The following is a 22347-nucleotide window of genomic DNA, read 5'->3' on the forward strand; positions in this document are numbered from 1 at the left end:
ATGACCGAACAGTTTGATCCCAGCGCTTTTCTGTCCACCTGCAGCGGTCGCCCTGGCGTGTACCGCATGTTCGACAGCGACGCGCGCCTGCTTTATGTCGGCAAGGCCAAGAATCTCAAGAAGCGCCTGGCCAGTTATTTCCGCAAGACCGGCCTCGCGCCGAAGACTGCGGCCCTGGTGGGGCGCATCGCGCAGATCGAAACCACCATCACGGCCAACGAAACGGAAGCATTGCTGCTTGAGCAGACGCTGATCAAGGAATGGCGCCCGCCTTATAACATCCTGCTGCGCGACGACAAGTCCTACCCGTACGTGTTCCTGTCGGACGGAGCGTTTCCGCGCCTGAGCATTCATCGCGGGGCCAAGAAGGCCAAGGGGCGGTATTTCGGTCCTTACCCCAGCGCTGGGGCCATTCGTGAAAGCCTGAGCCTGCTGCAGAAAACCTTCTTCGTTCGCCAGTGCGAGGACAGCTACTACAAGAACCGCACCCGGCCGTGCCTGCAATACCAGATCAAGCGCTGCAAGGCCCCGTGCGTCGGGCTTGTCGAGCCCGAGATCTACGCTGAAGACGTACGTCACTCGGTGATGTTCCTGGAGGGGCGCAGCAATGCGCTGACCGACGAGTTGTCAGCAGCGATGGAAGAGGCATCGATCAACCTCGAATTCGAGCGCGCCGCAGAGCTGCGCGACCAGATCGGGCTGCTGCGCCGGGTGCAGGACCAGCAGAGCATGGAAGGCGGCAGCGGTGATGTCGACGTCGTTGCGGCGTTCATCAACCCCGGCGGCGCCTGCGTTCACCTGATCAGCGTGCGCGGCGGCCGCGTTTTGGGCAGCAAGAATTTCTTCCCCCAGGTGGGTATCGAGGAAGACGTGGCCGAAGTCATGGCGGCTTTTCTCGGCCAGTACTACGTCAGTAGCCCCGAGCGCGATTTGCCCAGCGAGTTGATTGTCAACGTGGTGCATGAAGACTTCCCGACCCTGATCGAGGCCATCGACAAGCTCCGCGGTCGTGAACTGACCATCAGCCACCGCGTGCGCGGCACCCGGGCGCGCTGGCAGCAACTGGCGGTGACCAACGCCGAACAGGCGCTAGGCGCGCGCTTGGCGAACCGCCAGCATGTGGCGGCGCGATTCGAAGCCCTTGCCGATGTCCTCAACCTGGATGAGCCACCGCAGCGACTGGAGTGCTACGACATCAGTCACTCCAGCGGCGAGGCGACGGTAGCCTCTTGCGTGGTGTTCGGTCCGGAGGGGCCAATCAAGTCCGATTACCGACGTTACAACATCGAGGGCGTTACGCCGGGCGATGATTATGCGGCGATGCACCAGGCGCTGATGCGGCGCTTCGGCAAGCTGAAGGACGGCGAGGGCAAGTTGCCGGACATCCTGCTGGTGGACGGTGGCAAGGGCCAGTTGTCCATGGCCCGCGACGTGCTCAATGAATTGTCGGTCCCGGATCTGATTCTGCTGGGGGTTGCCAAGGGCGCCACGCGCAAGGCCGGTTTCGAGACCCTTTACCTGAACGACGCGGCCCACGAATTCACCCTGAAGGGAGACTCGCCGGCGCTGCACCTGATCCAGCAGATCCGCGACGAAGCCCACCGTTTCGCGATCACCGGCCACCGCGCCCGGAGAGGCAAGACCCGCCGTACGTCTACGCTGGAAGGCGTGGCGGGGGTTGGACCGACGCGCCGGCGCGACCTGTTGAAACATTTTGGTGGCTTGCAGGAGCTGTCTCGTGCCAGCATCGAAGAGATAGCCAAAGCACCCGGTATCAGTAAAAAGCTCGCAGAGTCGATTTATGCGAACCTGCATAGCGAGTAGAATGCCCGTCAACCTCGTAGCCAGTTGTGCCGATGAATATCCCAAACCTGATTACCGTTCTACGCGTCCTGCTCATCCCGATCTTCATATTGCTGTTCTATTTGCCGTACCACTGGAGCTACGTGGCTTCCGCCTCGGTCTTCGCCTTCGCCGCCGCAACAGACTGGCTCGACGGCTACCTGGCCCGCCGCCTGGAGCAGAGCACGCCGTTCGGCGCGTTCCTCGACCCGGTGGCCGACAAGCTGATGGTCGCGGTGGCGCTGGTGCTGCTGGTGCAGGAACACGGCAACCTCTGGCTGACCTTGCCGGCAGCGGTGATCATCGGACGCGAAATAGTCGTATCGGCCCTCCGCGAATGGATGGCCGAACTGGGCGCCCGTGCCCAGGTTGCGGTATCGAACCTGGGCAAATGGAAAACCGCCGCCCAGATGCTGGCGTTGGTTATCCTGCTGGCGAACCCCTCGGACTTCAGCTTCTGGGTGCTGTTGGGTTACGCATTGCTGCTGGTGTCCGCAGGCCTGACATTGTGGTCGATGGTCCAATACCTGCGCGCCGCCTGGCCGCACCTGCGGACTGACGTTGATCCGAAATAAAACTTTTTTGAATCAAAGGGTTGACGGCGTGTTATGAATCTATAGAATGCGCCACACCAAGACGCGGGAATAGCTCAGTTGGTAGAGCACGACCTTGCCAAGGTCGGGGTCGCGAGTTCGAGTCTCGTTTCCCGCTCCAAATATTGCGCTACAGAGTTCCACTGAATTCTGTAAGTGATTGAAATCAGGGCCTTTAAGCCCTTTTTTCGTTCCAGCGGGAACCACTGAAATCCAGCACTATCCGGTGTGTTTAAGTCCAGGATTAAGTCCAGAATCCTGACGCGCACCGAATCGGTTTGTTGCTGGAGCAGTTTGCGCAGCGAGATGAGCATCTGGCCCTGACTCTGTTCAGGAGCTCGCGATGGCACTCTCAGAAATGACAGTTCGGCACGCCCGAATCACCGGTAATGACTACACCCTCGGCGACAGTGATGGTCTCACACTCAATGTGACGGCCAGGGGCGGAAAAGTCTGGCTCTTCCGCTACTACTGGGCAGGCAAGCAGAAGCGCATGTCCCTCGGTAGTTATCCCCAAATTGGGCTTAAAGAAGCCCGTACCCGTCGTGATGAAGCCCGTACCTTGGTTGCCCAGGGCATCAATCCCTATGAGCATCGCAAACAACAGCGGCTTGCTGTTCGTTTTGCGACAGAGCACACCTTCGAGGCCGTGTTCAATCAGTGGGTAGAGTTCCGCAGGCTGAGCCTGAAGGAAGGGCGTCAAAGCACGCTCTCGCAGATCTTGAGAATCTTCAATAAAGACGTCCTGCCCAGCCTGGGCGGGCGGTCTATCTACAATATCAATCGTCACGATCTGCTGGATTTACTGAGCAGGATCGAACAGCGCAAGGCCTTAACGACCGCCGAAAAATGCCGGACCTGGTTCAACCAGTTGTTCCGCTATGCGTTGGTGAAGATCGAGGGGCTGGAACACAACCCAGCTTCAGACCTCGACGTTGTCGCACTCCCCAAACCGCCTGTTACGCACAACCCATTTCTTCGTATGGACGAGCTTCCGGGATTGATGGCTGCTCTTCGAAATTACGGTGGCGCCAACCAAACTCGGCTTGGCCTTCGGTTGTTGCTGCTGACCGGTGTCCGCACGGGCGAATTGCGGTTGGCGACGCCCGACCAGTTCGATCTGGAGAAGCGTTTGTGGGTCATACCGGCGGAGGTGGTGAAGCAGCTCCAGTTAGCGATGCGAAAGCCGAGTAAGCAGATCCAAAACGTACCGCCCTACATCGTGCCGCTGTCGGTGCAGGCGCTCGAGATCGTGCGTCACTTGCTGGACCAGGTTGTTCCGGCACAGCGCTACTTGTTTGCGCATCGAAGCGACCTGAGCAAGCGTATCAGTGAGAACACGCTGAATGGCGCGTTACGTCGGATGGGGTACGCAGATCAACTCACTGGTCATGGGATGAGGGCGACGATCTCGACGGCGCTGAACGAGATCGGATACCCGAAGGTTTGGGTGGATGCTCAGCTTTCTCATGCTGATCCAGATAAGGTGAGTGCGGCCTACAATCACGCGGAATACGTGGAGCAGCGCCGGACGATGATGCAGGATTGGGCGAACCGCCTGGATCTGTGGGGGCAGGGCCAGCTGAAAGCGGCAAGCTCTCCGCTTACCATCCGTTTGGAAGGGGCCGCTTCGCTGCCATCGCTTGAAAACGCGAGCGCAGATTCCATTCAGTTCAACGGCGCCTTTCCAGCGACAACCGTCTCGGTGCCCAAGGCTTCGGTTAGCAACGAACCAGCTCTTATCGTGTCGCACCAGTCGCCTGTCGTACCCCATTCGGTCCCGACTGAAAAGCCGCATCAATCTCGCGTGTCTGACATCCAGCGCGTACGCGCCGAGATGCTAGCCATTTTTGAAGCTCCGAATAATTTACCGCTGCTTGTCTTCGCCAAATTGGCAGGCAAATCTAGAGATCAGATCAATCGCGATATCAAGGCTCGGCGCCTGCTGTCGCTGAGCCTGGGGAATCGCGGTCAGCGCATTCCCGATTGGCAGCTTGATCCACTGCGGCACAAGTTGGTACTTGCTGCGTTAGCGCGGTTTCCGGATGTCGATGCCTGGAGGCTTTATCGGGCGGTCTGTGAGCCCCACGAGCGACTGAAGGGGCGTTCGCCAATCGATGTGCTCACTCCGGAGAACTTCGACATGACTGCGCGGATCGTTTGCAGCGCCCTGAGCCCAAGCTGAGTTGCTGTCCTAGCGCGGTGACAATGGGTGTCACCGCTTGCTTGAGTACTGCTTGGCAAGGAACTGTAGTCGAGGTCTGCCGGCGGTGCTATGCGTCTCGTCGACCTGATCCCGCTGCAATACCGCGTGCTGGTAGCCGGGCTTCTACTGTGCACTTTGGTGGCCGCTTCGGCGGCCATCGCCTGGACGGTTCAAGGCTGGCGATACGGTCAGCAGCTGGAAAAGCAAGCCCGGCTCTACACCGAAACCCTCAATCAAATCACCCTGGCTTCGACCGCGCTGCAGCGCGCCGAGCAGGACAAGCGCCTGGCCCTGGAACAGCGGCTGGTCGCCAATGACCAAACCCACTATCGAGCCCTAACCGATGCCCAACGTGATCAGGATCGCCTGCGTGATCGCCTCGCTACTGCTGATGTCCGGTTGTCAGTCCTACTCGACACCACCGATACCGCCAACGGCTGTGCCGTGCCAGCCACCACCAGCGCCGGCGGCGTGGTTGATGGAGCCACACGCGCCCGACTTGACCCAGCGCATGCTCAACGAATTATCGGCATCACCGATGCCGGCGACCGGGGGCTGATAGCCCTGGCGGCCTGCCAGGCTTACGCCAAAGAAGTTTCAACAACGAAGTAAAAAGGAGCGACCGGGCCGGATGCGCCAACATCCGACTCGGTCGCCGTCCCTGCAGATGTCCCTGCAAGTCCAGCCAAGGCTCCTGCTCCGTGCACAAAGCGCGGCGAGTCTAGCATCTGTTTATCCATACAGTAAGGTCTTGCTAAAAATGTCTCTACCCATCATTCCTTGGATGGGCGGCAAACGTCGCCTAGCCGACCGTCTTATTCCGCTTTTTCCGCCTCACAAATGCTATGTTGAAGTCTTCGCCGGCGGTGCCGCGCTTTACTTCATGCGTCCCCAGGCCGCTCCGGTTGAAGTCCTGAACGACATCAACGGCGACTTGGTGACGCTCTATCGCGTCGTGCAGAACCACCTAGAAGAATTCGTGCGCCAGTTCAAATGGGCTCTCAGCTCCCGCCAGGTGTTCGAGTGGCAGAAAATGACCCGTCCCGAAACCCTCACCGACATCCAGCGCGCTGCCCGTTTCTTTTACCTGCAGCACCATGCCTTCGCCGGTAAGGTCACCGGGCAGACGTTTGGCACCGCGACCACTGGCCCGGCCATCAACCTGCTGCGGATCGAGGAGAACCTCTCGACCGCATGGCAGCGATTGTCCGGCACCTACGTCGAAAACCTCCCCTGGCTTGATTGTGCTGAGCGCTATGACCGCGCCCATACGTTCCACTACATGGACCCGCCGTACTGGCAGACCACTGGTTATGGCGTGGACTTCCCGTTCGAGAATTACGAGCGGATGGCTGACTTCATGCGCCGCTGCAAAGGCAAGGTCATGGTCAACATCAACGATCACCCGGATATCCGGCGTGTGTTTGAAGGCTTTCACTTCGAAACGTTGGACATACGCTACAGCAACACGAACCAGCGTCAGGGCAAGGCCGAGGTCAGCGGCGAACTCGTGATCATGAACTGGGAATCTGCATCGTTGGGAGGACTTTTTTAATCACCAAGGTGAGTCCACGAAGCTAGTTTTCCCCGTCGACATTCATGATGTCTTTCCCGGTTCTGTATTTTTGGACCTCTCGGACAAGCGCAACTCTCTCAGCAGATAGCTGTGCGTTCGTCTCGATTAGGCCTGTGATATTCCTCTGTGCGTTACGGAGCAGAACGCGCAGGTCGGCCATTTCGCCCTCCAGCATGTTCACATAATGCGCCCGCGTTTCTTCGAGTGTCGGCGAGCCGAGCCAGTGGTCTGTGTCTTCAATTTCGTACTGGTCCATGACCGATACCTTGTACAGCTGTTTGGATATACAGTAATCGAGGCAGTAAGCGCTGGACGATAGCAACCCGACGAAATGCAGATGCGGACCAAGGCAGTGTACGACTACCACCTGTGGAGGCGGTACGACTCATCCGCTTGTCCGAATTCCCCTACAAAGAAATTGACCGCAAAACTTGTACAACGTTAACTGTATATCTGTACAGGTTTCGGAAGTCGTGCGTGATGAGCTTTTCAATTTTAGGTCCTATCGCCGAAGGCGGCTTAAAGCTGCCTCTCTGTTCGTTTCGAGTACCCGCCGGGTTTCCGTCTCCGGCAGCGGACCACATCGAAGCGCACATCTCGTTGGATGAGGTTCTCAACATACGCGCCCCGCATGTCTACCTGGTGTCCATCGCCGGGGAAAGCATGCAAGGGGCTGGGATCTTTGAAGGGGACCTAGCCGTCGTGGACCGTGCGATTGAACCTGCGCATGGCCACATCGTCGTGGCGCTGCTGAACAACGAACCCGTATGCAAACGCCTTTGCATACGTGGGAAGGAGGTGATTCTCCTGTCGGAGAACCCAAAGTACCCACCGAGGTACGTGCTCGAGGGCGACGAGCTGGCCATCTGGGGCGTCATCACCTACAGCGTGCGCAGCCATGTCTAAAGCCCAGCCCGTTTTCGCCCTGATCGACTGCAACAGCTTCTACGCCAGTTGCGAAAGAGTGTTCCGTCCGGACCTGGCCCGCGTGCCCATTGTGGTGCTGAGCAACAACGACGGCTGTGTGATCGCTCGCAGCTACGACGCCAAGCCCTACGTGAAGATGGGCGAGCCGTATTTCCAGATCAAGCACAAGCTGCAGAAACACGGCATTGTCCCGTTCTCGTCGAATTACGCGCTCTATGGGGACATGAGTGAGCGGGTCATGACGCTCATTGAATCGATGGTGCCCGCAGTTGAGGTCTATAGCATCGACGAAGCCTTCGCGGATCTGACCGGCATTGACGGCCGGGATGCCCTTGGCCGGAAGATCCGTAGTCAGGTGCTGCGCTGCACTGGTATTCCCGTCGGGGTAGGGATCGCTCACACCAAGACCCTGGCGAAGCTGGCCAATCACACCGCCAAGCGGCTCCAGGTGCAAACGGGCGGCGTGGTCGATATATGCGACCCGTTCAAGCGCGACTGGGTGCTGCGCAACACCGACGTGTCCGAAGTCTGGGGAGTCGGTCGCAAGATGAAACTTCACCTGGACGCCATGGACATCAAAACCGCGATGGATCTGGCGAAGGCCGACCCTTGGACACTACGTAAGAAATTCAGCGTGGTGATAGAGAAGACGGCCCGCGAACTCGCCGGCACGCCATGCCTGGAGCTAGATGAGCCGGACCCGCCGAAACAGGAGATCTGCTGTAGTCGGATGTTCGGGAAGCGGCTCACGGAGCTGACGCCGATCAAGGAGGCGGTGGCCACCTACATGATGCGAGCCTCGGAAAAACTCAGGACGCAGAAATCGCTGTGCAAGAAGATCCGCGTCAGCATCCGTACCGGTATGTTCAACCCGGAGGAGGCGAAGTACGCCAACGGTGTTCTGATTGACATGCCATACCCCACGGACGATGGGCGGCTGCTGACCAAGGCTGCGGTAGATGCACTTGACCGGGTTTTCCGACCAGGCTTCAAGTACAGCAAGGCCGAGGTGCTGTTGATGAACCTCTGTCAGCGAGGAGAGTACACCGACGACCTGTTTGCCACCTCGCAGCCTGTCGACGCCACGAAGTTGATGGCGGTGTTGGACCAGATCAACGGACGCTGGGGCAGGGGGACGCTGCGTTCAGCCTGCGTGCCTGCAAATCCTGAATGGGCCATGCGCCGGGAGATGATGAGCCAGAGCTACACGACTAAGCTGGATCAGCTGTGGCAGGTGTCCTGTCGATGATTAATAGCCGTACCCACCGCTCTGCTTTCTTCGTTCTGGCTGTACGACCGTCTTTCTGCACGAGAGGCGTAGGAAGCGACGCAGCAAAAGTTGAGTGCGCTACGCTTAGCTAAGCGTTACGTGATCATAGTAGAATCGCGATATAAGGGAATATTCGTTTGTGGTGGCTGCTTCTGAAAGCCGGTTCAGGCAGGGACAGACTATGATCACAAATTGGATAGAGATCGGCTTTGAAGGCGAAGTGTTGATCGTCGAGGATGATGAAACGCTGCGTTTGATCATGGTCGAAATCTTGGAAGACGTCGGAGCAAGAACTGTCGCTTTCGGATCAGCCGATGACGCACTGATTTACCTTCTTCAATCTCAAGTCCAATGTTGCCTTGTGATTGTTGACTACGGTGTTCCTGGGCAAATCAATGGTATGGATTTCATCCGGATGGTAAGGGGGAAATGGCCTGCCATAGGTTCGATACTCACATCGGGGTATTCATTTCTACCGGAAACAGTGCCTCGCCCAACCCGATATTTGCAGAAACCTTGGGCCGTCAGCGATTTGGTAGCTTTGATGTGGGATGTACTTCTGCCCACATCTCTTGCTCGGTAGATACCCATTGTTCATGCAATGAAGTAGCCGCTCCGCAGCTGGATCGCAGGATGTGTTGAAAGTGAGCCGGCCCCATGAGAATCACCCCATTTGCCAGGTCCTGCTGAGGTGTTCAGTAAGCTACCACCGTGCTATGGCTGGCAGTGGTATGGGACTTGGCAACAGGTTGCTCAGGCATGAAGCATGCTCAACGGAAAGCTTCGTTAAGCGTTGGCGCTGCCTTGGTTCGGAAGGACGAAGGCGAGACCATCTGCATTTTTTGAGTCTTTAAGCCTTGGCGAGCCAGTTCAATGTCTTCAAAGATGAATCGAGCCAGTTTTTTTAAGCCGGCATCGCCTCGAAATTGGTGTCTGGTCAGACCCACAACGGCAAAAGATTCTTCGTCGTGACCTTCGACTAAAAGCGAGGCTGTTCCGTTGAAGCCTAAGGTGCATTCGACAGAGCACCCAGGCAGAAGATCCCTCAGTGCTGCCTCGATTTCATGTTTCGACAACCTGTCCATTACAGCACCTCGGAATTATTAGCGCGCTAGCATATTCCAGCGGTGCCTTAAGTAAATACTGGCCTAATGCCTTTGGAAATTTACTCCCCTTTTTGTGAGGCAGATGTTGGAAGCAGACGCTAAGAGCGGTCCGTTAGCGTCGCAAATTAGCGCGTATTCACACTCCGCTGTGAGCAGCCCGAGCCGCAGCATCTCTCGAATTCCGAACAAAACGATTTCCCGCTCTCCTTGCAATTGGTCCGCGTCGAATCGCATGTCGGCGGACATCTGATCCAGTAAGAAACTTATCAGCGAGGCTGTATCTTCGATGTTCATAGCAGAGCTTTGAATGTGATTTTAACTTCGATTTTTCTGCCAAAGCTCAGGTTCGCTGGACCTACCCGAACGGTCATAGGTGTGATCCTCAGACTGGAGAGCTGCGAGAGAGCTGGAGCAAATCGTCCGTCTGGGGCTGGGACCGGTTTATTCAAGGCTCGTATCACGAGCAAATTTGGAACAGACCATCAAGCGTCAAAGTCAACACGTTACGTCACAAGGAGGCTGCAACGATGAGCGAGGACCTGAGGCGACAAGCTTTAGCCGCTTGGCACAAGGCGCTTAAGGAACCTGACATTCGAATGGATGCGGAGGAGCAGTATGAGAAGCTGATTGCCATGGCTGATGATTTCAAGCAGCAGGGGATTATTGGCAAGGACGACTGGAGATGGTTGATGGGGGAGGCGGTCGGCTACTACGCGCACGCTATCGAAAAGATAGAGCCGAGGTCGTGACAGACATCGCCAAGCAGTGACTACGTCGAAGACTAGAGCGACAGGCCTTTCGCCATGGGCTGGTCTTCGGGAGGAGGTGTTAGAAGGATTACTCGATCTCTTGAGCCCTAAGTCGAGCCAAACCTTGTTTGATAAACCCTGCGTTTTCTCCGAGCGTCTCCAGAGCTCCTCTGATATTACTTCCGGTCTCAGCTGCCCCGCTCGTTTCTAGATGAATAGCCAGTTCCATCAGCCCAGCCTCCAGCGCCAGCTGATTGAGGTACATCCTTTCTAGTAAGTTCGAGAGAGAATAGTCGTCAGCCATATGATCGTCTTCCGCCTGAGTCGAGCATATGAGGATAGCTCCCCTCAGATAAAAGAGCTTGGGTTCGTTGCAACCGTCGAAGAGGGACCTTGCACCATTCCGTGCGGCAGTATCACCGGCAGCGTGTTAGCGTACCCCGGAGCCTAGCAGGTAATCCCGCAGTTCGACGTGGACGCGACCGAGTCCGGCATTGAGGAGCCGCACTGGACATTCCAAGGCGGTCAACTCCACCGGCTGCTACCCGACATAGCGGGCCAGTACGGTGACGGTAGCCAGGCCTTCATAAACGTACATAGTTGCCCTTTGAAGATCTATCGTTTTCCACCAGGGCGGGCCGGTCATCTGACGTTTTGCTTTGATAAAGGGAGGTGAGTTCGTATGGAGCTCGATAGTCTGGGTCGGAATATTATTGTTATCGGCGCTTCCGCCGGCGGAGTCGAAGCGTTGAGAAGCCTATTTCGCTCCTTGCCCGCTGACTTGCCAGCGGCGTTTTTGGTCGTGCTACATATTCCACCACACTCGCCGAGTGAGTTAAGCAGGATACTCGCTCGTGAAACCAGAATGGACGTCATTTCGGTCCAAGCCAGTCAATCTCTCAGAACCTCAACCGTATACGTAGCCAGCGCTGATCACCATCTGCTTTTGACGAAGGAAGGTGTTCGTCTTACTCGCGGCCCCAAGGAGTGCAGAGTTCGTCCGGCTATAGATGTGCTTTTTCGCTCAGCGTCGGTGGCTTATGATTCTAGGGTGATCGGCGTGATATTGACCGGCGCTCTGGACGACGGAACTGCTGGCCTTTGGGCAATAAAGGACAGAAACGGTACGGCACTCGTGCAGGACCCTTCTGAAGCTACTTATGATTCCATGCCACGCAGTGCAATAGAACACGTCGAAACAGACTTTATAGGCACGCTCGCTGAGCTGGCGAATCAGATTGCGACGCGAGTTAGATTGCCTATCGAGCAACTGGTTATAAGCCCATTGAACGAGCGCCATCTGATCGAGACGAGCATCAGTGAACACGGTAACGGCCTAGAAGCTGGCGTCATGAATATAGGGAATATCTCAAATTACACATGTCCCGATTGTCACGGAGTTTTGATACAAGTAAAGGAAGGATCGATTGTCAGGTTTCGCTGCCACACGGGCCATGCTTTTTCGATCAAGACGCTAATTGCTGAAGTTAACGCCGCGATTGATACCGGGCTGTGGGACGCGCTTAGGGCGATTGAAGAAAGAATCATGCTGCTTCGTCAAATGGGCGATCTGGCAGAAGCGCAAGGCTCTAAGGAAGATGCGGAGCTTTCCCGATCTCAAGCCAAAGACGCAGAAGAGCGTTTGAAGCCGCTTCGCGAACTTGTACTGGACCCAAATTTTTTCGCACCAGTTGAGTAATGCAATCGATCCCACGCTGCATGGTGGCGATGCGCCCTCACTTGTCACGTTGAAAAAGTGTTTGCTACTACGCTTAGCAACGCGCCACTCGGCAAAAAAAAAGCCGATCGCTCCAACGCTTTATTTAGGTTTAGTATTAAAAAAGGAATTGTTTGGATAGAAGGATGTGTCTTATGGTTGAGTCATATGAGGTCGTAAAGTGTACAGAATGTGGGGTTTCGTACATTGCCGTTCTGAAAGAAGGATCGGACGTACCGCCGACCACCGAGCCTTTTTGCGAAGCGTGTATCGCTCAAGCGCAGCAGCGATTACTGGATGAGGCGCTGAGAGCGTCTGCGTCGAAGCTGATGGCAATTTGTAAGCGATCGCGCGACCTAGCTAAAGGGAGAGGAGAAGTAGCAGTTGAACTGCTTGATCGTGGAACTTCGCGGTCAGTGCCAGGCTGCCACGAAATTTCAGTGTGACGGAGGATTGACTCGTACCAATTCTCGTACCAACGAGTGTGTTTTAGAAGGGGAAATCGGGTAAGCAGGGGCGCTAACCCGTTGATTTTAATACCTCAGGATACTAAGCAGACCCCACACCGCATCGCGGTGTAATTCTCGGCCAGCGCTGCTCGGATGTAACGCGCCAAGCTGCGGTTGCTAGATATTTGCTACGGAAGCGGCGGAAAAAGCTGCGCTAAGCAAGCGGAACGGCAGGATTGGCTGTTAATCCGTCCAATCCATCATTGGACGCAAAGCCCGCTAGGACGGATAACGGGGCGATGAAGCAGCGACGGTTCTCCAGGGTCCAACTCTGCGTTTCGGACCCATCAATGGGCACAGGATGTTTAGCTTTTTTCGATTTTAAGAAAGGGATTGTCGGGTGGAATTAATTCAAAAAGTAGCCTTGGTTCCTCAATCAGATATCCCTTGAGGTTGGTTTTCTTCCTTGGACCTTGTACGTGGCATGTCCAGATGTTCAGACCGTTGTCTCGTTTCTTGTGAACTCTCAGTTTTTCGAACTGCTTTTGCACCCTACGCCATTCTTCAATCTCCCCATCTGAATCCTGCGAAGCGCCCGGAAACTCCTGCGCGTAGCGTTGGAAGAGACCAGGCGTGACCAGAAATACGCTGCCACCCACCGTGTGTATTTTGGCCTCGCTGTCGTTGATCATCAGCTTGTGGCTCAAGACGCCTTCCTTGACCCAATTCAGGAATGCTTGGCCTGGGTTATCCGATTGAAGCGTTGAAGTATCGTCAGCACTTTCTGACGGTGCATCGTTCGCCCCATGCTCACCCAACTCGAACATGTCCAGCAGCGTGCCGAGGTAATCGGCATTCTCTAGCGCCATGAGATCAGGCTGCGGTTGGCTTTGACCTGACCTTGTACTAGCTGTTTCGGGCGTTGGTGTTGGTACCGGGGTGTCAGTTGAACGGTCATGAACTGCAATGCTCACCGTTCCACTGAAAGACTCGGGCCGGTCTTCGTTCCCCCAAATCAGTGCGGGTTGAAGGCGCAGAAAGGTGAAACTTTGCTGCCAGGTTCCCTGTGTCACAAGCGCCGTCCAGATGGCTTTGCCTTCCGGCGTGGACTCAACCAATCCATGTGACTGCAGTTCGTCAAATACCGCGAGATTGGACGAGGGAATGCCCTCAATCGATTGCGACAGCAGATAGGCTCGTAGCCTGTCCGTGACCGTCTTACTGACGAGCCACAGGGCGTCCTTGGTCAGCCATCCCGCAGCACCTGGCTGGTTGAGTTTCAGCTCGTGCTGAACCAGATGACGTAGTCCACTGATCAAATGATGTTGCAGCGAATGAATCGGCGCTTGCAGCGCCTTGCTCGGGTTTCCGCCGATGTTCTGTGCGGTGGAAACACGGTCTGCCTGCATCACCAGCTCCCCCAGCACGCCGGCACGTTCGTACTGGCCCGCCAGGACATAAAGCAGATTGGCCCACAGTGACGGAAATCCACTGAGCCAATCGAGGATTGGGCGATCGAGAATCTGGGTGTAGAGCAAGCCTGCGGCCGCGCCGTGCAGGTGGTAGTCGCGCCCCTTGAGGTAGCGGAAACGATACGGCTGATCCAGGGACCCCTGCCAAGGATGCCAAACACGGCCATCCTGGCGTTCGACCAGCAGGTCCACGGCGATCTTGCCGATGTCATGGAGCAACGCGCCATAGGCGATGCCAGCGGACCAAGCATCGGTCTGGGCGGCCTGGTCTTCGGGCGCGGCGCCGGTCGGCAGCAGATACGATTGACGCAGTTTCAAACTGCAAGCGACCAGCTCCAACCCATGGTCGAGCATGCCGCCAAGATAAGCATGGTGGTGCGTCTCGCTGGCTGGAAGCTGCTGGACCAGCTCGGCGTAGCGATGGATCGGATTTAAATAGAGCTGGCTGAACTGTGGATGGGAGAGGGCGGTGTACTGCCAAATGCGATCAAGCAACTGGCGGCGATGCTCGGCTGCTAACAAGCTCTGGGACGATTCGATGGGCAGGTACCCATCGGCGACGGTTACGGTTGGTGACGGAGGAGGCTTTTGCCTTTTGTGCCGAAACAGACTGAGCATCATGGTCCTCCCGGGAACTGGTAGAGTCATTGGCCTTTTAGCCTTTTCGGATAGGGCTCTTACCCTTGACTCCCCATTCCCTTCCAACCCTTACCGGTCCTTTTGACGCGTTTCCCTTTGTGCGGCAATCGGAATATCGATTTGTCCTGGTGCCGTTTTGTTGGATGCGCATGCTCGTACGAAAAAGGAAAGTGTCGGTACACTGCGGTGCGAATTTTATTGGGTCTTGTCATGAATCTCACTGACGCCACGCTCGTGCTGCTGCTCGCGGCACGTATCCATGGAACAGACGAAGCCGTCAGGGCCTCGGCGAAGAGCGTGGTCAAGAAGCTACCGCGCAGCAAACGTGATCTGATCTACAAGGTGATCGATAGCCGAAGTCCACTTGAGCTGGTGGATTACCTGACTGAGAATCTGGATACGTAACGGCGTACTGGGGTTACGGGATTACCTCATGTTCTTTGCGTCAGAACTCCGCAGTGTGGGGGTTTTTCTGGGCATAGAAAAAGGGTCCAACTCGTGTTGGACCCTATGAAGCGTTTGCAGCGGTGAGGTGACGATCAAGCTCCATCATTCATGCATCGTGATTCATCCATTACCGTCTGCTTCCGTTGCTGCTCCAGGTTGAGCACATACTCCGAAGCGCATCGGGCCTGGCCACTGGCGCGGAAAATCGCGCGGTTGTCAGCTTTGAGCAGGCCGAGCCAGGAGTCGATATAGCCCTCGTGCCGAAGCTCTCCCCGTATACCGGCGTAGGCACATAAAAAAGCGGCGCCCATTTCGGCGATCAACTCTTCAAATGAATAACCTGGCGAGCCAAATGGACCAGGAGAGGTCACGCCTTCGCGCTGCAATCGAGAGTGGTGTCCGGTCCAGTGCGTCAGCTCGTGAAGTGCAGTGGCGTAGTATCCACCTTGATCGTGGAACTGCGATTTTGTCGGCAGTTGGATGAGATCCCTGATCGGGTGGTAAAAGGCTTCGTCGGCAAATCGATGGATGATGTTTGCGCCCGAACTTAACAGCAGATTTTCCGCAGCGCCGTTGGGGGAGAAGGGATCGCTCGGTTCCGTCTCGAGCACGGTTTCGTTGAGCGTTTCGAGTCCTTCCGTTTGCTCGATGTTGAACAGAAAATGCGTCCTGAGAATGCCAAAGTGAGCGACCTTCGGCTGACCGTTTTCATCTAGTACGGGTTGGCCTGATTCGGTCTGTTCCTCGCGTTCCATCGGTTTATAGAGCACTGCCAGGGTGCTGTGCTCACCCTTACGGATGTGCCCGCCGGCTTTTTTGGTTTGGTTGAAAGTCAGCCAGCGATCTTGAGTGAACCCCTGCAACCTAGCCTCGGTCCAGAGCAACGGTAAATTGATGCCCGAATAGGGACGCTGCGTGATGGCGTTGATGGGATAGGGCTGGTGATGAGCTACGTCAGTTGAGCCATTTGAGGACCAGGGTTTGATCCAGGGGGCTACGCCTTGGTCTAACGCGGTAACGATCTTGTCTGTCACGTCTTGGTAGATATTGCGCATGGCATTTCCCTCGAAAAACCGGAGGAACGCCTTTCCCGTCGGGGAGGGTTCCCCGGTGGGTGTTGGTTGGATTGGTGCAGGACTGCGTATAGCCTGAGTTGGATCAGTGGCCAGGGATGGCCGTTTGCGTTTAGCGTTGCTGCTCTTCCGCAAGCGCTATCAGTAAGGCGTTAGGTTGGCCTGATGCCTGAAGTAGGCTGAGGCTCAGTCGCAGCAATGGTTCATGTTCTGCATCACTCACTGAGCCGAACTTGGCTATCTCGAACACCACGTAGGGTGCGTTTGGATCGGCCAGGTGAGCTTTGAAGGCTGCGCGTACGACGTTGCTCAGCCTATCGAGCTGCAGTTTTTCAGGATGATTTGAACCGTCGAGCAATACCGCGTGTTGCCACGCGTCTGGAGTGAACACAACGGGCAAACGCAGAGTGTTCAGTGCTTCGCTTGTGAGTGAGTCGGACATGGTGTGCCTCCGTTGAAAGCGCGAAGAAACCTGTCCCATAGGGGAAAGAATTTCCCCGCGGCGGGTTGAAGAAAAGCAAGAGGGTTGGGACGAGCCGAGCTCGAAAGACGCTCGGGAGAGCAGTAGGCGTTCATCACCGTGAAACGTGATCGTGCGAGCCACCGAACGCTAATCGCACTTGGGAGGAACCATCACCGGAGTGACGTAGCTTTGAAGGCTCTGGCTACCTGGGAAGGTGCTGTCGATAACAGCGATCCGTACCCTCTATGTAGCTGGATGATATGGATGGGTCAACGGCCATAGAGGCGCTGGTGCACGAGCTGCGTCTGCTGTCTTCCAGTGAAGGTTTTTCGGCTAGGTAAACTGATAAACGGTCAGGCATGGGCGGTTTTCGGTAGTAGGCTATTACTCCTCTCTCAACCATGAAAACGCTCAGAAGAGGGCGAGACCGTGCCGACTCAAAACCGTGTTGAGGTTTCCCGCGTCCACCACTGGGCATATACCTGTGGCATGTCGATAAAACGCGGGTATCGCAAGTTGAAAGGGTTTGAGTCCCGCGTAGCTAAACGTGCGGTGACGGCAGGTATGCCCGCAGGCAAGCTGCTTGTTCGCGGGAGTTTTTTAATCTTCAAGTTGGCAGTTGCTGCAGGGCTGCTTCTAGTTAGCTTATGGCTCACAGTGTCGGTGATAATCCTTATCGTCTTGTGTTGGGCCATCGCGAATGGAACACCTATCAAACCTAAGGATGCTCTCCGTTACAAAGCATATGGCGATCCATATGGTGAGTATGAGTATGGTCGCGCACCCGGTCAGCCTGATTTAAAAGACCTTTAGTCGAGCTCGTCGCTCACTACTTTAAGGCCTTTCCAGCAGACATCAGAGCTCCAGTGCCCCTTGCACCAGCGTCCTGCGCTTGAGCTGCTCCTTTGCTAAGCATGCCGTCGGCGATTGAGCCAACGCTATATCCTGCCCAGCTCATTGCAGCCAAAAACAACATCGGAAGCACGACGAACATTGCCCCCATCACATACTCAATCACCTGTGCCGTGACGGTCCCATCCATGAAGCCAGATGTGGGCAGCGACAAGAGCACCTGATTGGACGCCGACACTTGGTTATACAAGGTATCGAGCATGCTGGAGTCGACCCACCGGGCCAACTCCCACCAGAAGGTCAGCATGTGCAGCGTCAACAGCGCGAACGTCACCGTCATGACGGTCTTTAGCTGGTAGGTACTGACCAGCAGGATCAGCGGCAAGCTGATGATGACGCCCATGATCAGGAAAGCCTGCACCATCGGCAAAGCGGCGCGTAGCGCGTTCATCGCCGGGAAATTGCTGAAGGAGCCGAGAGCCAGCCCAGTGTTGGTGGCCAGGTTATTAAGCCCCTGATTGATCGACCCGCCGCGAGCACTGGAGCCGTAGTCCTGGTACACCTGTCCTGGCGACATGGACATCGATTGCTGGCGCGGGCTGACCAGGTCGCGCAGTGTGGCGTCCTCAATCTCGTTACTCGAACGGCCAGTCAACCAACCTTTTAGCTGAGTCAGCAGCGAAGGATCGACTTGCTCGATCAAGCGCTCGCGCAACCCGACACCACTGTCGCTCCACCACTGTTTGCAGGTGGGATAGCCTGCACCACTCTCCAGCCGTGGCAAGGAAATATCGCGGATTTCATCGTAAGGCCAACTGACTCGCGGTGTCCGTGAGCGATCGGTGTCGTAGTAGCCCGGTGTGTCGAGAAAATAGCGTGAGCCGATCCAGGACGCATCATGACTTTGTGCCTTGTCCAACTGAGGACGGTTGGTGAACAGCCGAGAACGGGAATAGCCGTAGCAGTCGCGAGTGAAGTCGGCGACTTCCTGTAGCAACACTTGGTTATCAATGCGCGAACTGTCGATCTCCATGCGCATCTGTCGGATGTCCGGTGCGCAGGGAATGGAGGCGGTGGCGGCTGCGGTCACTCCTTTACTCAAAGCGTGCACCAGAAACCACCAGATTGGCACGGTGGCAGAGCGTTCTCCGATGGTGTTGAAAGTGGTACCCCAGGCGGTTTCCGCTGGCTTGGCCACGCTGACACCGCAGCGTTGGCTCGCTGCATCGTCGAACGCCATTGAAGCGAGGTTTAGCGGAAAGACCGGCGCGCAGCCGAACAATACGACAATGTAGGCCAGCCAAAGCCGGTTCTCGATTCGAGGTACCGAGAGCAATCCTTTGTTGCCTTCATCCGCTCCTTGCTGACGGGCCGACAACCATTCTTGCAAGATGATTGCACCAAAGGGGGCGGCGAACAGGCCAGTATCGGACAGGACGTTCCAGATACCGTTGTTGATGATCCATGCCAGCAGCGAGAGGTAAAACTCCAGGTAGCTGTTGGTGCTCATGAGCATGGTTGTGACCTCACAATCGAGTGAGCTCGACGCAGGTAAAGAGCAAGAGCCCTAATGTCCCGACGCGTTTCACGCGCAGTCGGTCCTGTGGTCGATGTCGGTAGCGCCTCAACAGGTCCCGCCAGAGTGCAAAGAGGACGCCGTAGAGCAGGATACGCCACCACCGCAGATAAGGCCGTATCGATTCCAAGGCTTGCTGCCAGACCTCGAAACTACCCAGCGCAGTGCGGCCGATCCATGCGATCAGTGCGGCGGTCAGGATCATCCCTGCGGCGATCCCTAGACTTGAAAGCAAAGTGAATAGCAGTGAGCGTTTCATGGCTCACTTGCGCCTGGCGTCAGCGTCGTTGAGTCGGCCTGGTTCGGGGTCGCCTTGCTCGACGGTGCGCGACGCATCGGCACCTCCGGCATGTCGATCGAGCACGAGGCTGGCAGTATTGGTTGTGAGCATCTGTCGGACCTGCAACTCGGTTTGTAGCAGGCGTATCTCGCGCTCCAGTGTGTCGATGTTTTTCGTCAAGGCCGTTTGGGCCGGTTCGGCGGAAGCGATGTTAGGTTCGTGGCTGCCTGCCAGCAGCGTGCGCAATAGCAGGAGCGCTTTGTCGAGTACGCTGGACAGGGCCGTCTCGCTGGCCAAGCGCCGCGCCAGGAGTTCCTGATCAGGATCGTCGCGCAGGGCTTCGATCACACCGCGAGTCACCGGCAGCATCGGGCTGGAGGCTTTGCTCAGATTGTCAGGGTTCGGCGGCAGAGATCCGGACAGTAAGCCTTGCAGGGTTTTGAGGTGTTCACTGTAGGCCTCCTGGATCAGCGGCGTCAGTCCGCTGCCTGCGGTAGCCCGCAGAGTCTCGCAGGTGTTGCAGGTCGCGACTTCGGTCTCGCCCAACACGCGAACAGCCCATTCGGACTCCTCTTGCGGTGAGGTCCATGCCTGGCAAATAGCGCCGCCCAGGCAATCACTGTTACTGATCGAGGTGTTGTCATCCACTGCGCGGTTATGCAGCAGGTTATAACCCGCGCGCACCACATCGGAAGTTGCCCGGATGGGTGTTTGTCCGCTGCCTCCAGCCTTCTGCCCGCCGACCCAAGACACCCCATTGTTGCCGTTACGGGCCTCGGTGTTTTTCACCGCAGCCACCGCATCACCGTCGGTTTGTTCGAGGTTGCCCTGCATTTCCTGGTTCTTGGCCAATGCACCCCAGCCGGCTTGACCGACCTTGTCCGCCATCTTCTCAGCCATGGCCTGGCAGGTCAGCTTGGAACGGTCGAAGTCGATACGCCCCTGCATCACTCCGTTGCTCAACAACTCATAGAGACCCGGGTTGGCACGCTGGATGATCAACGCCGGCAGCGACATCACTGCTTGGGTCGCGTTCTGCACAATGCCGCCCATGATCTGCTGGAACCCTTCGGTGACGCCGTTCAACTGGTTTTGCAGGGTGTTGGTGAGGCTCATGTTTCCGCACATCATGTTCGCCTGCCAGGATCCGCCGACACCGAGCCCGTTGGGGCGATAGAGCGAGCTCGGCGAGCCCGCTGCCGAGCCGCCACCGATGGTGTACATCACCCGATCGTCGAGCACTTCGCCTTGGGTGCCTAAGCGGTAATCGTCCTCGGCGGCGTGGGCATGCGTGGCTATTGCGAGCAGTCCGCAGAGCAACAAAGTCATCGGGCTTAACCATGGTTCTGCAAGAAGCCAACTCATGAAGCACCACCTTCGAAGTCGATGCTGAACAGGAAGGTCTGTCCCTCACGCTTGCAGCAGCTATAGGGACGCCACAGCGACCAGGCATAGCCGCCATCCGCGCTCTGCACCGGATCGTTGGGGAAGATGGCGCATGTGGGTTGAACCACGGGGGAGAGCAATTGCCATTTGTGGGTCGAAGCGTCGTTTTCAACGATTGGGCCAGGCGGCCAATAACCATCGCGTGGTACGGGTGTGAGCGGGACATACACGTGCGGTTGCCAGTTGCGGGTAATGACGTCACCCGCTCGCTGCGCCATCACCGCAGCGGCTTTGAAGTCGTCGGGTTGCACCAAAAATCCTTGCCGGGGATAGATGCTGCCCCACATGTTTCCTGCGAGCTGACGACCGATTTCACGGATCCCGGGCGCGAGCGACTCGGGGTAAAGGCTTTCTGGGATGCCATGACGCCAGGCCAGTGAGTCCAAAGTGCTCAGATAGTAGGGCACGAACGCAGTGGCGCCGCTGGCGCAGGCGTAGCCGGATTGCGAGGCAAGTTGCGTGGCGGCCCAGCCGCCGGGGTGGCCAATGCCATCAACATTTTTGAAACGAGGCAGGTTATCGCGCTGAGTGTTCGGCGTGATCAGGTTACCGCCACCTTCCGCACCGCTGATGGGGTACGAGAGAGCGGCCATCTCGGTCCACGGATTGCTGCCGGTGGTGGTATAGCTCGAGACCACCAGTTCAGGAATGAAGTGACGAACCTTGGTTGAGGTTTTAACCGTGCAGCCAAAAGGGGTGCAGAGCAACCAGAAGCAGATGCCGACGACCCTGTACTCGAGGCAGTCTGGAGAAAGCACGGAGGCGGTAATGCTGCCCGTATCCAGCGCCACGCTTGACCCGGATGCCAGCAGAATGCTCAGCACCAAAGGATGTAACTTCTGGGGCGAAATATACGGGCAGGCAGCAGACATGATCCAGGCTCTGGGTGTATGGCCTGGACAGGTTCAATGATCGAGAGAAGGGTGTCAGTGAGAAAGCCGAAAGCAGGATAGTCGGTTTACAGCGATCTTCTAGATGAGCAGAGGGTCATTCAGCGCTCAGCGTACGAGCAAGCGCGTCAGACTCGATGAGCAGCTGATCCGTTTTGATCTCGAAAATGTTGGCGAGTTTGCAGAGGACCAATAACGACGGGTTGCCTACCCCTCGCTCGATTTGGCTCACGTAGGTACGATCCACCTCGGCCATGAGCGCCAATTGCTCCTGGGTAAGGTTCTTCACGCGTCGCATCGAGCGGATGTTTTCCGCGAGTTGCAGACGGAGCTGTTCGTAGTCTTGAGTCATGCGCGCAAACTGCGCCTTGAGGGACTCTCAATCCACGGGATATAGTCTACATTTGCTCTGATTCAGGCTTTTTGATGCTTAAGCCGAGTGTCAGTTTTGTTTCTATGCTGCTTGGAACAGACCGAGCATTAATAAATAATCGAAAGCTAAGGTGTCTATGGACGAAAATTACGTTTCAGTTCCGGCGGCGGATGGTTGCCCGAGCCTTCTGACGCCGTGGGGCAGCGAATTTGCGCCTATGATCGAACGCGGCGTGCAATGCGCCCAGGCTTGGCTCGGTACTCCCGGCGAGACTCCACTGTGGTGGGAGCTGGCCCAAACACGCAAGACCTTTCCTATCGGTGACTGCCAAGATGCTTTTGAAGCCGGATTCTTGTTGAGGATTCAGCAGCGGCTTCGAGGCGCATCGCAGTAACCGGCCG

At 56.6% G+C, this 22347-nt stretch carries 24 protein-coding genes and 1 tRNA gene; 14 read left to right on the plus strand and 11 right to left on the minus strand.

Features of this window, described 5'->3' with window-relative positions; translation table 11 throughout:
• The 6 genes from uvrC (at position 1) to J3P91_RS10940 (ending at position 6196) form a co-directional block, all read left to right on the plus strand.
• Positions 1-1824: an excinuclease ABC subunit UvrC gene (gene uvrC, locus J3P91_RS10915; RefSeq protein WP_305495279.1), complete on the plus strand. Its 1824-nt coding sequence runs from the start codon at positions 1-3 to the stop codon at positions 1822-1824.
• Positions 1825-1856: 32 nt separating this feature from the next.
• Positions 1857-2417 carry a CDP-diacylglycerol--glycerol-3-phosphate 3-phosphatidyltransferase gene (gene pgsA / locus J3P91_RS10920; protein ID WP_030141409.1) on the plus strand — a complete coding sequence of 187 codons (561 nt, stop codon included), beginning with the start codon at positions 1857-1859 and terminating at the stop codon, positions 2415-2417.
• A 63-nt stretch (positions 2418-2480) separates the two neighbouring features.
• Positions 2481-2556: transfer RNA gene (locus J3P91_RS10925), tRNA-Gly, on the plus strand.
• Positions 2557-2778: 222 nt separating this feature from the next.
• A complete protein-coding gene (locus J3P91_RS10930) occupies positions 2779-4620 on the plus strand; it encodes a tyrosine-type recombinase/integrase (protein WP_434604014.1) in 1842 nt (613 codons plus the stop codon).
• A 90-nt stretch (positions 4621-4710) separates the two neighbouring features.
• Entirely contained in the window at positions 4711-5253 is a 543-nt protein-coding gene (locus tag J3P91_RS10935; protein WP_434604017.1) for a lysis system i-spanin subunit Rz, read from the plus strand.
• A 148-nt stretch (positions 5254-5401) separates the two neighbouring features.
• Positions 5402-6196 carry a DNA adenine methylase gene (locus tag J3P91_RS10940; protein ID WP_434604020.1) on the plus strand — a complete coding sequence of 265 codons (795 nt, stop codon included), beginning with the start codon at positions 5402-5404 and terminating at the stop codon, positions 6194-6196.
• 22 nt (positions 6197-6218) lie between these two features.
• On the opposite strand, the gene J3P91_RS10945 is transcribed toward J3P91_RS10940, so the two are convergent.
• Positions 6219-6473 (minus strand): hypothetical protein, encoded by a 255-nt coding sequence (locus tag J3P91_RS10945; RefSeq protein WP_434604022.1) that lies wholly within the window; start codon positions 6471-6473, stop codon positions 6219-6221.
• Between the two features lie 224 nt (positions 6474-6697).
• Here J3P91_RS10945 and J3P91_RS10950 point away from each other — a divergent pair, with 224 nt between their 5' ends.
• The 3 genes from J3P91_RS10950 (at position 6698) to J3P91_RS10960 (ending at position 8997) form a co-directional block, all read left to right on the plus strand.
• Complete coding sequence (locus J3P91_RS10950; RefSeq protein WP_434604025.1) at positions 6698-7123, plus strand: LexA family protein; 426 nt, start codon at positions 6698-6700, stop codon at positions 7121-7123.
• Positions 7116-8393: a translesion error-prone DNA polymerase V subunit UmuC gene (gene umuC, locus J3P91_RS10955; RefSeq protein WP_434604028.1), complete on the plus strand. Its 1278-nt coding sequence runs from the start codon at positions 7116-7118 to the stop codon at positions 8391-8393. Before J3P91_RS10950 ends, umuC begins: the two co-directional genes overlap by 8 nt.
• Before the next feature lie 202 nt (positions 8394-8595).
• Entirely contained in the window at positions 8596-8997 is a 402-nt protein-coding gene (locus J3P91_RS10960; RefSeq protein ID WP_434604031.1) for a response regulator, read from the plus strand.
• Between the two features lie 187 nt (positions 8998-9184).
• Here J3P91_RS10960 and J3P91_RS10965 read toward each other — a convergent pair whose 3' ends face one another.
• Positions 9185-9499, minus strand: a complete 315-nt coding sequence (locus J3P91_RS10965) for a hypothetical protein (protein ID WP_434604034.1) — start codon at positions 9497-9499, stop codon at positions 9185-9187.
• Positions 9500-10047: 548 nt separating this feature from the next.
• Here J3P91_RS10965 and J3P91_RS10970 point away from each other — a divergent pair.
• The gene (locus J3P91_RS10970) at positions 10048-10269 is read left to right on the plus strand and encodes a hypothetical protein (protein WP_434604037.1); all 222 of its coding nucleotides are present in this window, start codon (positions 10048-10050) and stop codon (positions 10267-10269) included.
• Positions 10270-10357: 88 nt separating this feature from the next.
• Here J3P91_RS10970 and J3P91_RS10975 read toward each other — a convergent pair whose 3' ends face one another.
• Positions 10358-10573 carry a hypothetical protein gene (locus tag J3P91_RS10975; protein ID WP_434573133.1) on the minus strand — a complete coding sequence of 72 codons (216 nt, stop codon included), beginning with the start codon at positions 10571-10573 and terminating at the stop codon, positions 10358-10360.
• Between the two features lie 378 nt (positions 10574-10951).
• Here J3P91_RS10975 and J3P91_RS10980 point away from each other — a divergent pair, with 378 nt between their 5' ends.
• Positions 10952-11968 carry a chemotaxis protein CheB gene (locus tag J3P91_RS10980; protein ID WP_434604039.1) on the plus strand — a complete coding sequence of 339 codons (1017 nt, stop codon included), beginning with the start codon at positions 10952-10954 and terminating at the stop codon, positions 11966-11968.
• An 832-nt stretch (positions 11969-12800) separates the two neighbouring features.
• On the opposite strand, the gene mobH is transcribed toward J3P91_RS10980, so the two are convergent.
• Positions 12801-14525, minus strand: coding sequence for a MobH family relaxase (gene mobH / locus J3P91_RS10985; protein WP_434605073.1), 1725 nt, complete (start codon positions 14523-14525; stop codon positions 12801-12803).
• Positions 14526-14756: 231 nt separating this feature from the next.
• On the opposite strand from mobH, the gene J3P91_RS10990 reads away from it, so the two are divergent.
• Complete coding sequence (locus J3P91_RS10990) at positions 14757-14951, plus strand: DUF7740 domain-containing protein (protein WP_434604042.1); 195 nt, start codon at positions 14757-14759, stop codon at positions 14949-14951.
• Between the two features lie 134 nt (positions 14952-15085).
• Here the strand turns inward: J3P91_RS10990 and J3P91_RS10995 are convergent, their stop codons facing one another.
• Positions 15086-16048: an ArdC family protein gene (locus J3P91_RS10995; RefSeq protein ID WP_434604045.1), complete on the minus strand. Its 963-nt coding sequence runs from the start codon at positions 16046-16048 to the stop codon at positions 15086-15088.
• A 130-nt stretch (positions 16049-16178) separates the two neighbouring features.
• Positions 16179-16508, minus strand: a complete 330-nt coding sequence (locus J3P91_RS11000; protein ID WP_434604048.1) for a hypothetical protein — start codon at positions 16506-16508, stop codon at positions 16179-16181.
• A gap of 510 nt (positions 16509-17018) precedes the next feature.
• Here J3P91_RS11000 and J3P91_RS11005 point away from each other — a divergent pair.
• A complete protein-coding gene (locus J3P91_RS11005; protein ID WP_434605075.1) occupies positions 17019-17342 on the plus strand; it encodes a DUF3742 family protein in 324 nt (107 codons plus the stop codon).
• A 16-nt stretch (positions 17343-17358) separates the two neighbouring features.
• Here J3P91_RS11005 and J3P91_RS11010 read toward each other — a convergent pair whose 3' ends face one another.
• The 5 genes from J3P91_RS11010 to J3P91_RS11030 all read right to left on the minus strand — a co-directional run bounded on the left by J3P91_RS11010 (position 17359) and on the right by J3P91_RS11030 (position 21925).
• Complete coding sequence (locus J3P91_RS11010; protein WP_434604051.1) at positions 17359-18897, minus strand: conjugal transfer protein TraG N-terminal domain-containing protein; 1539 nt, start codon at positions 18895-18897, stop codon at positions 17359-17361.
• A gap of 10 nt (positions 18898-18907) precedes the next feature.
• On the minus strand, positions 18908-19216 hold the full coding sequence (locus tag J3P91_RS11015; RefSeq protein ID WP_434604054.1) for a hypothetical protein: 309 nt from the start codon (positions 19214-19216) through the stop codon (positions 18908-18910).
• A gap of 3 nt (positions 19217-19219) precedes the next feature.
• The gene (locus J3P91_RS11020; RefSeq protein ID WP_434604057.1) at positions 19220-20602 is read right to left on the minus strand and encodes an integrating conjugative element protein; all 1383 of its coding nucleotides are present in this window, start codon (positions 20600-20602) and stop codon (positions 19220-19222) included.
• Positions 20599-21555 carry a TIGR03756 family integrating conjugative element protein gene (locus tag J3P91_RS11025; protein ID WP_434604060.1) on the minus strand — a complete coding sequence of 319 codons (957 nt, stop codon included), beginning with the start codon at positions 21553-21555 and terminating at the stop codon, positions 20599-20601. The genes J3P91_RS11020 and J3P91_RS11025 overlap by 4 nt, the downstream gene beginning before the upstream one ends.
• A 115-nt stretch (positions 21556-21670) precedes the next feature.
• Positions 21671-21925, minus strand: a complete 255-nt coding sequence (locus tag J3P91_RS11030; RefSeq protein WP_046062023.1) for a helix-turn-helix domain-containing protein — start codon at positions 21923-21925, stop codon at positions 21671-21673.
• Between the two features lie 238 nt (positions 21926-22163).
• On the opposite strand from J3P91_RS11030, the gene J3P91_RS11035 reads away from it, so the two are divergent.
• On the plus strand, positions 22164-22340 hold the full coding sequence (locus J3P91_RS11035) for a LasR-specific antiactivator QslA (protein ID WP_249410748.1): 177 nt from the start codon (positions 22164-22166) through the stop codon (positions 22338-22340).
• Positions 22341-22347: the final 7 nt, after the last annotated feature.

It is taken from the genome of Pseudomonas sp. Z4-7, assembly GCF_051131965.1.
GTDB lineage: Bacteria > Pseudomonadota > Gammaproteobacteria > Pseudomonadales > Pseudomonadaceae > Aquipseudomonas.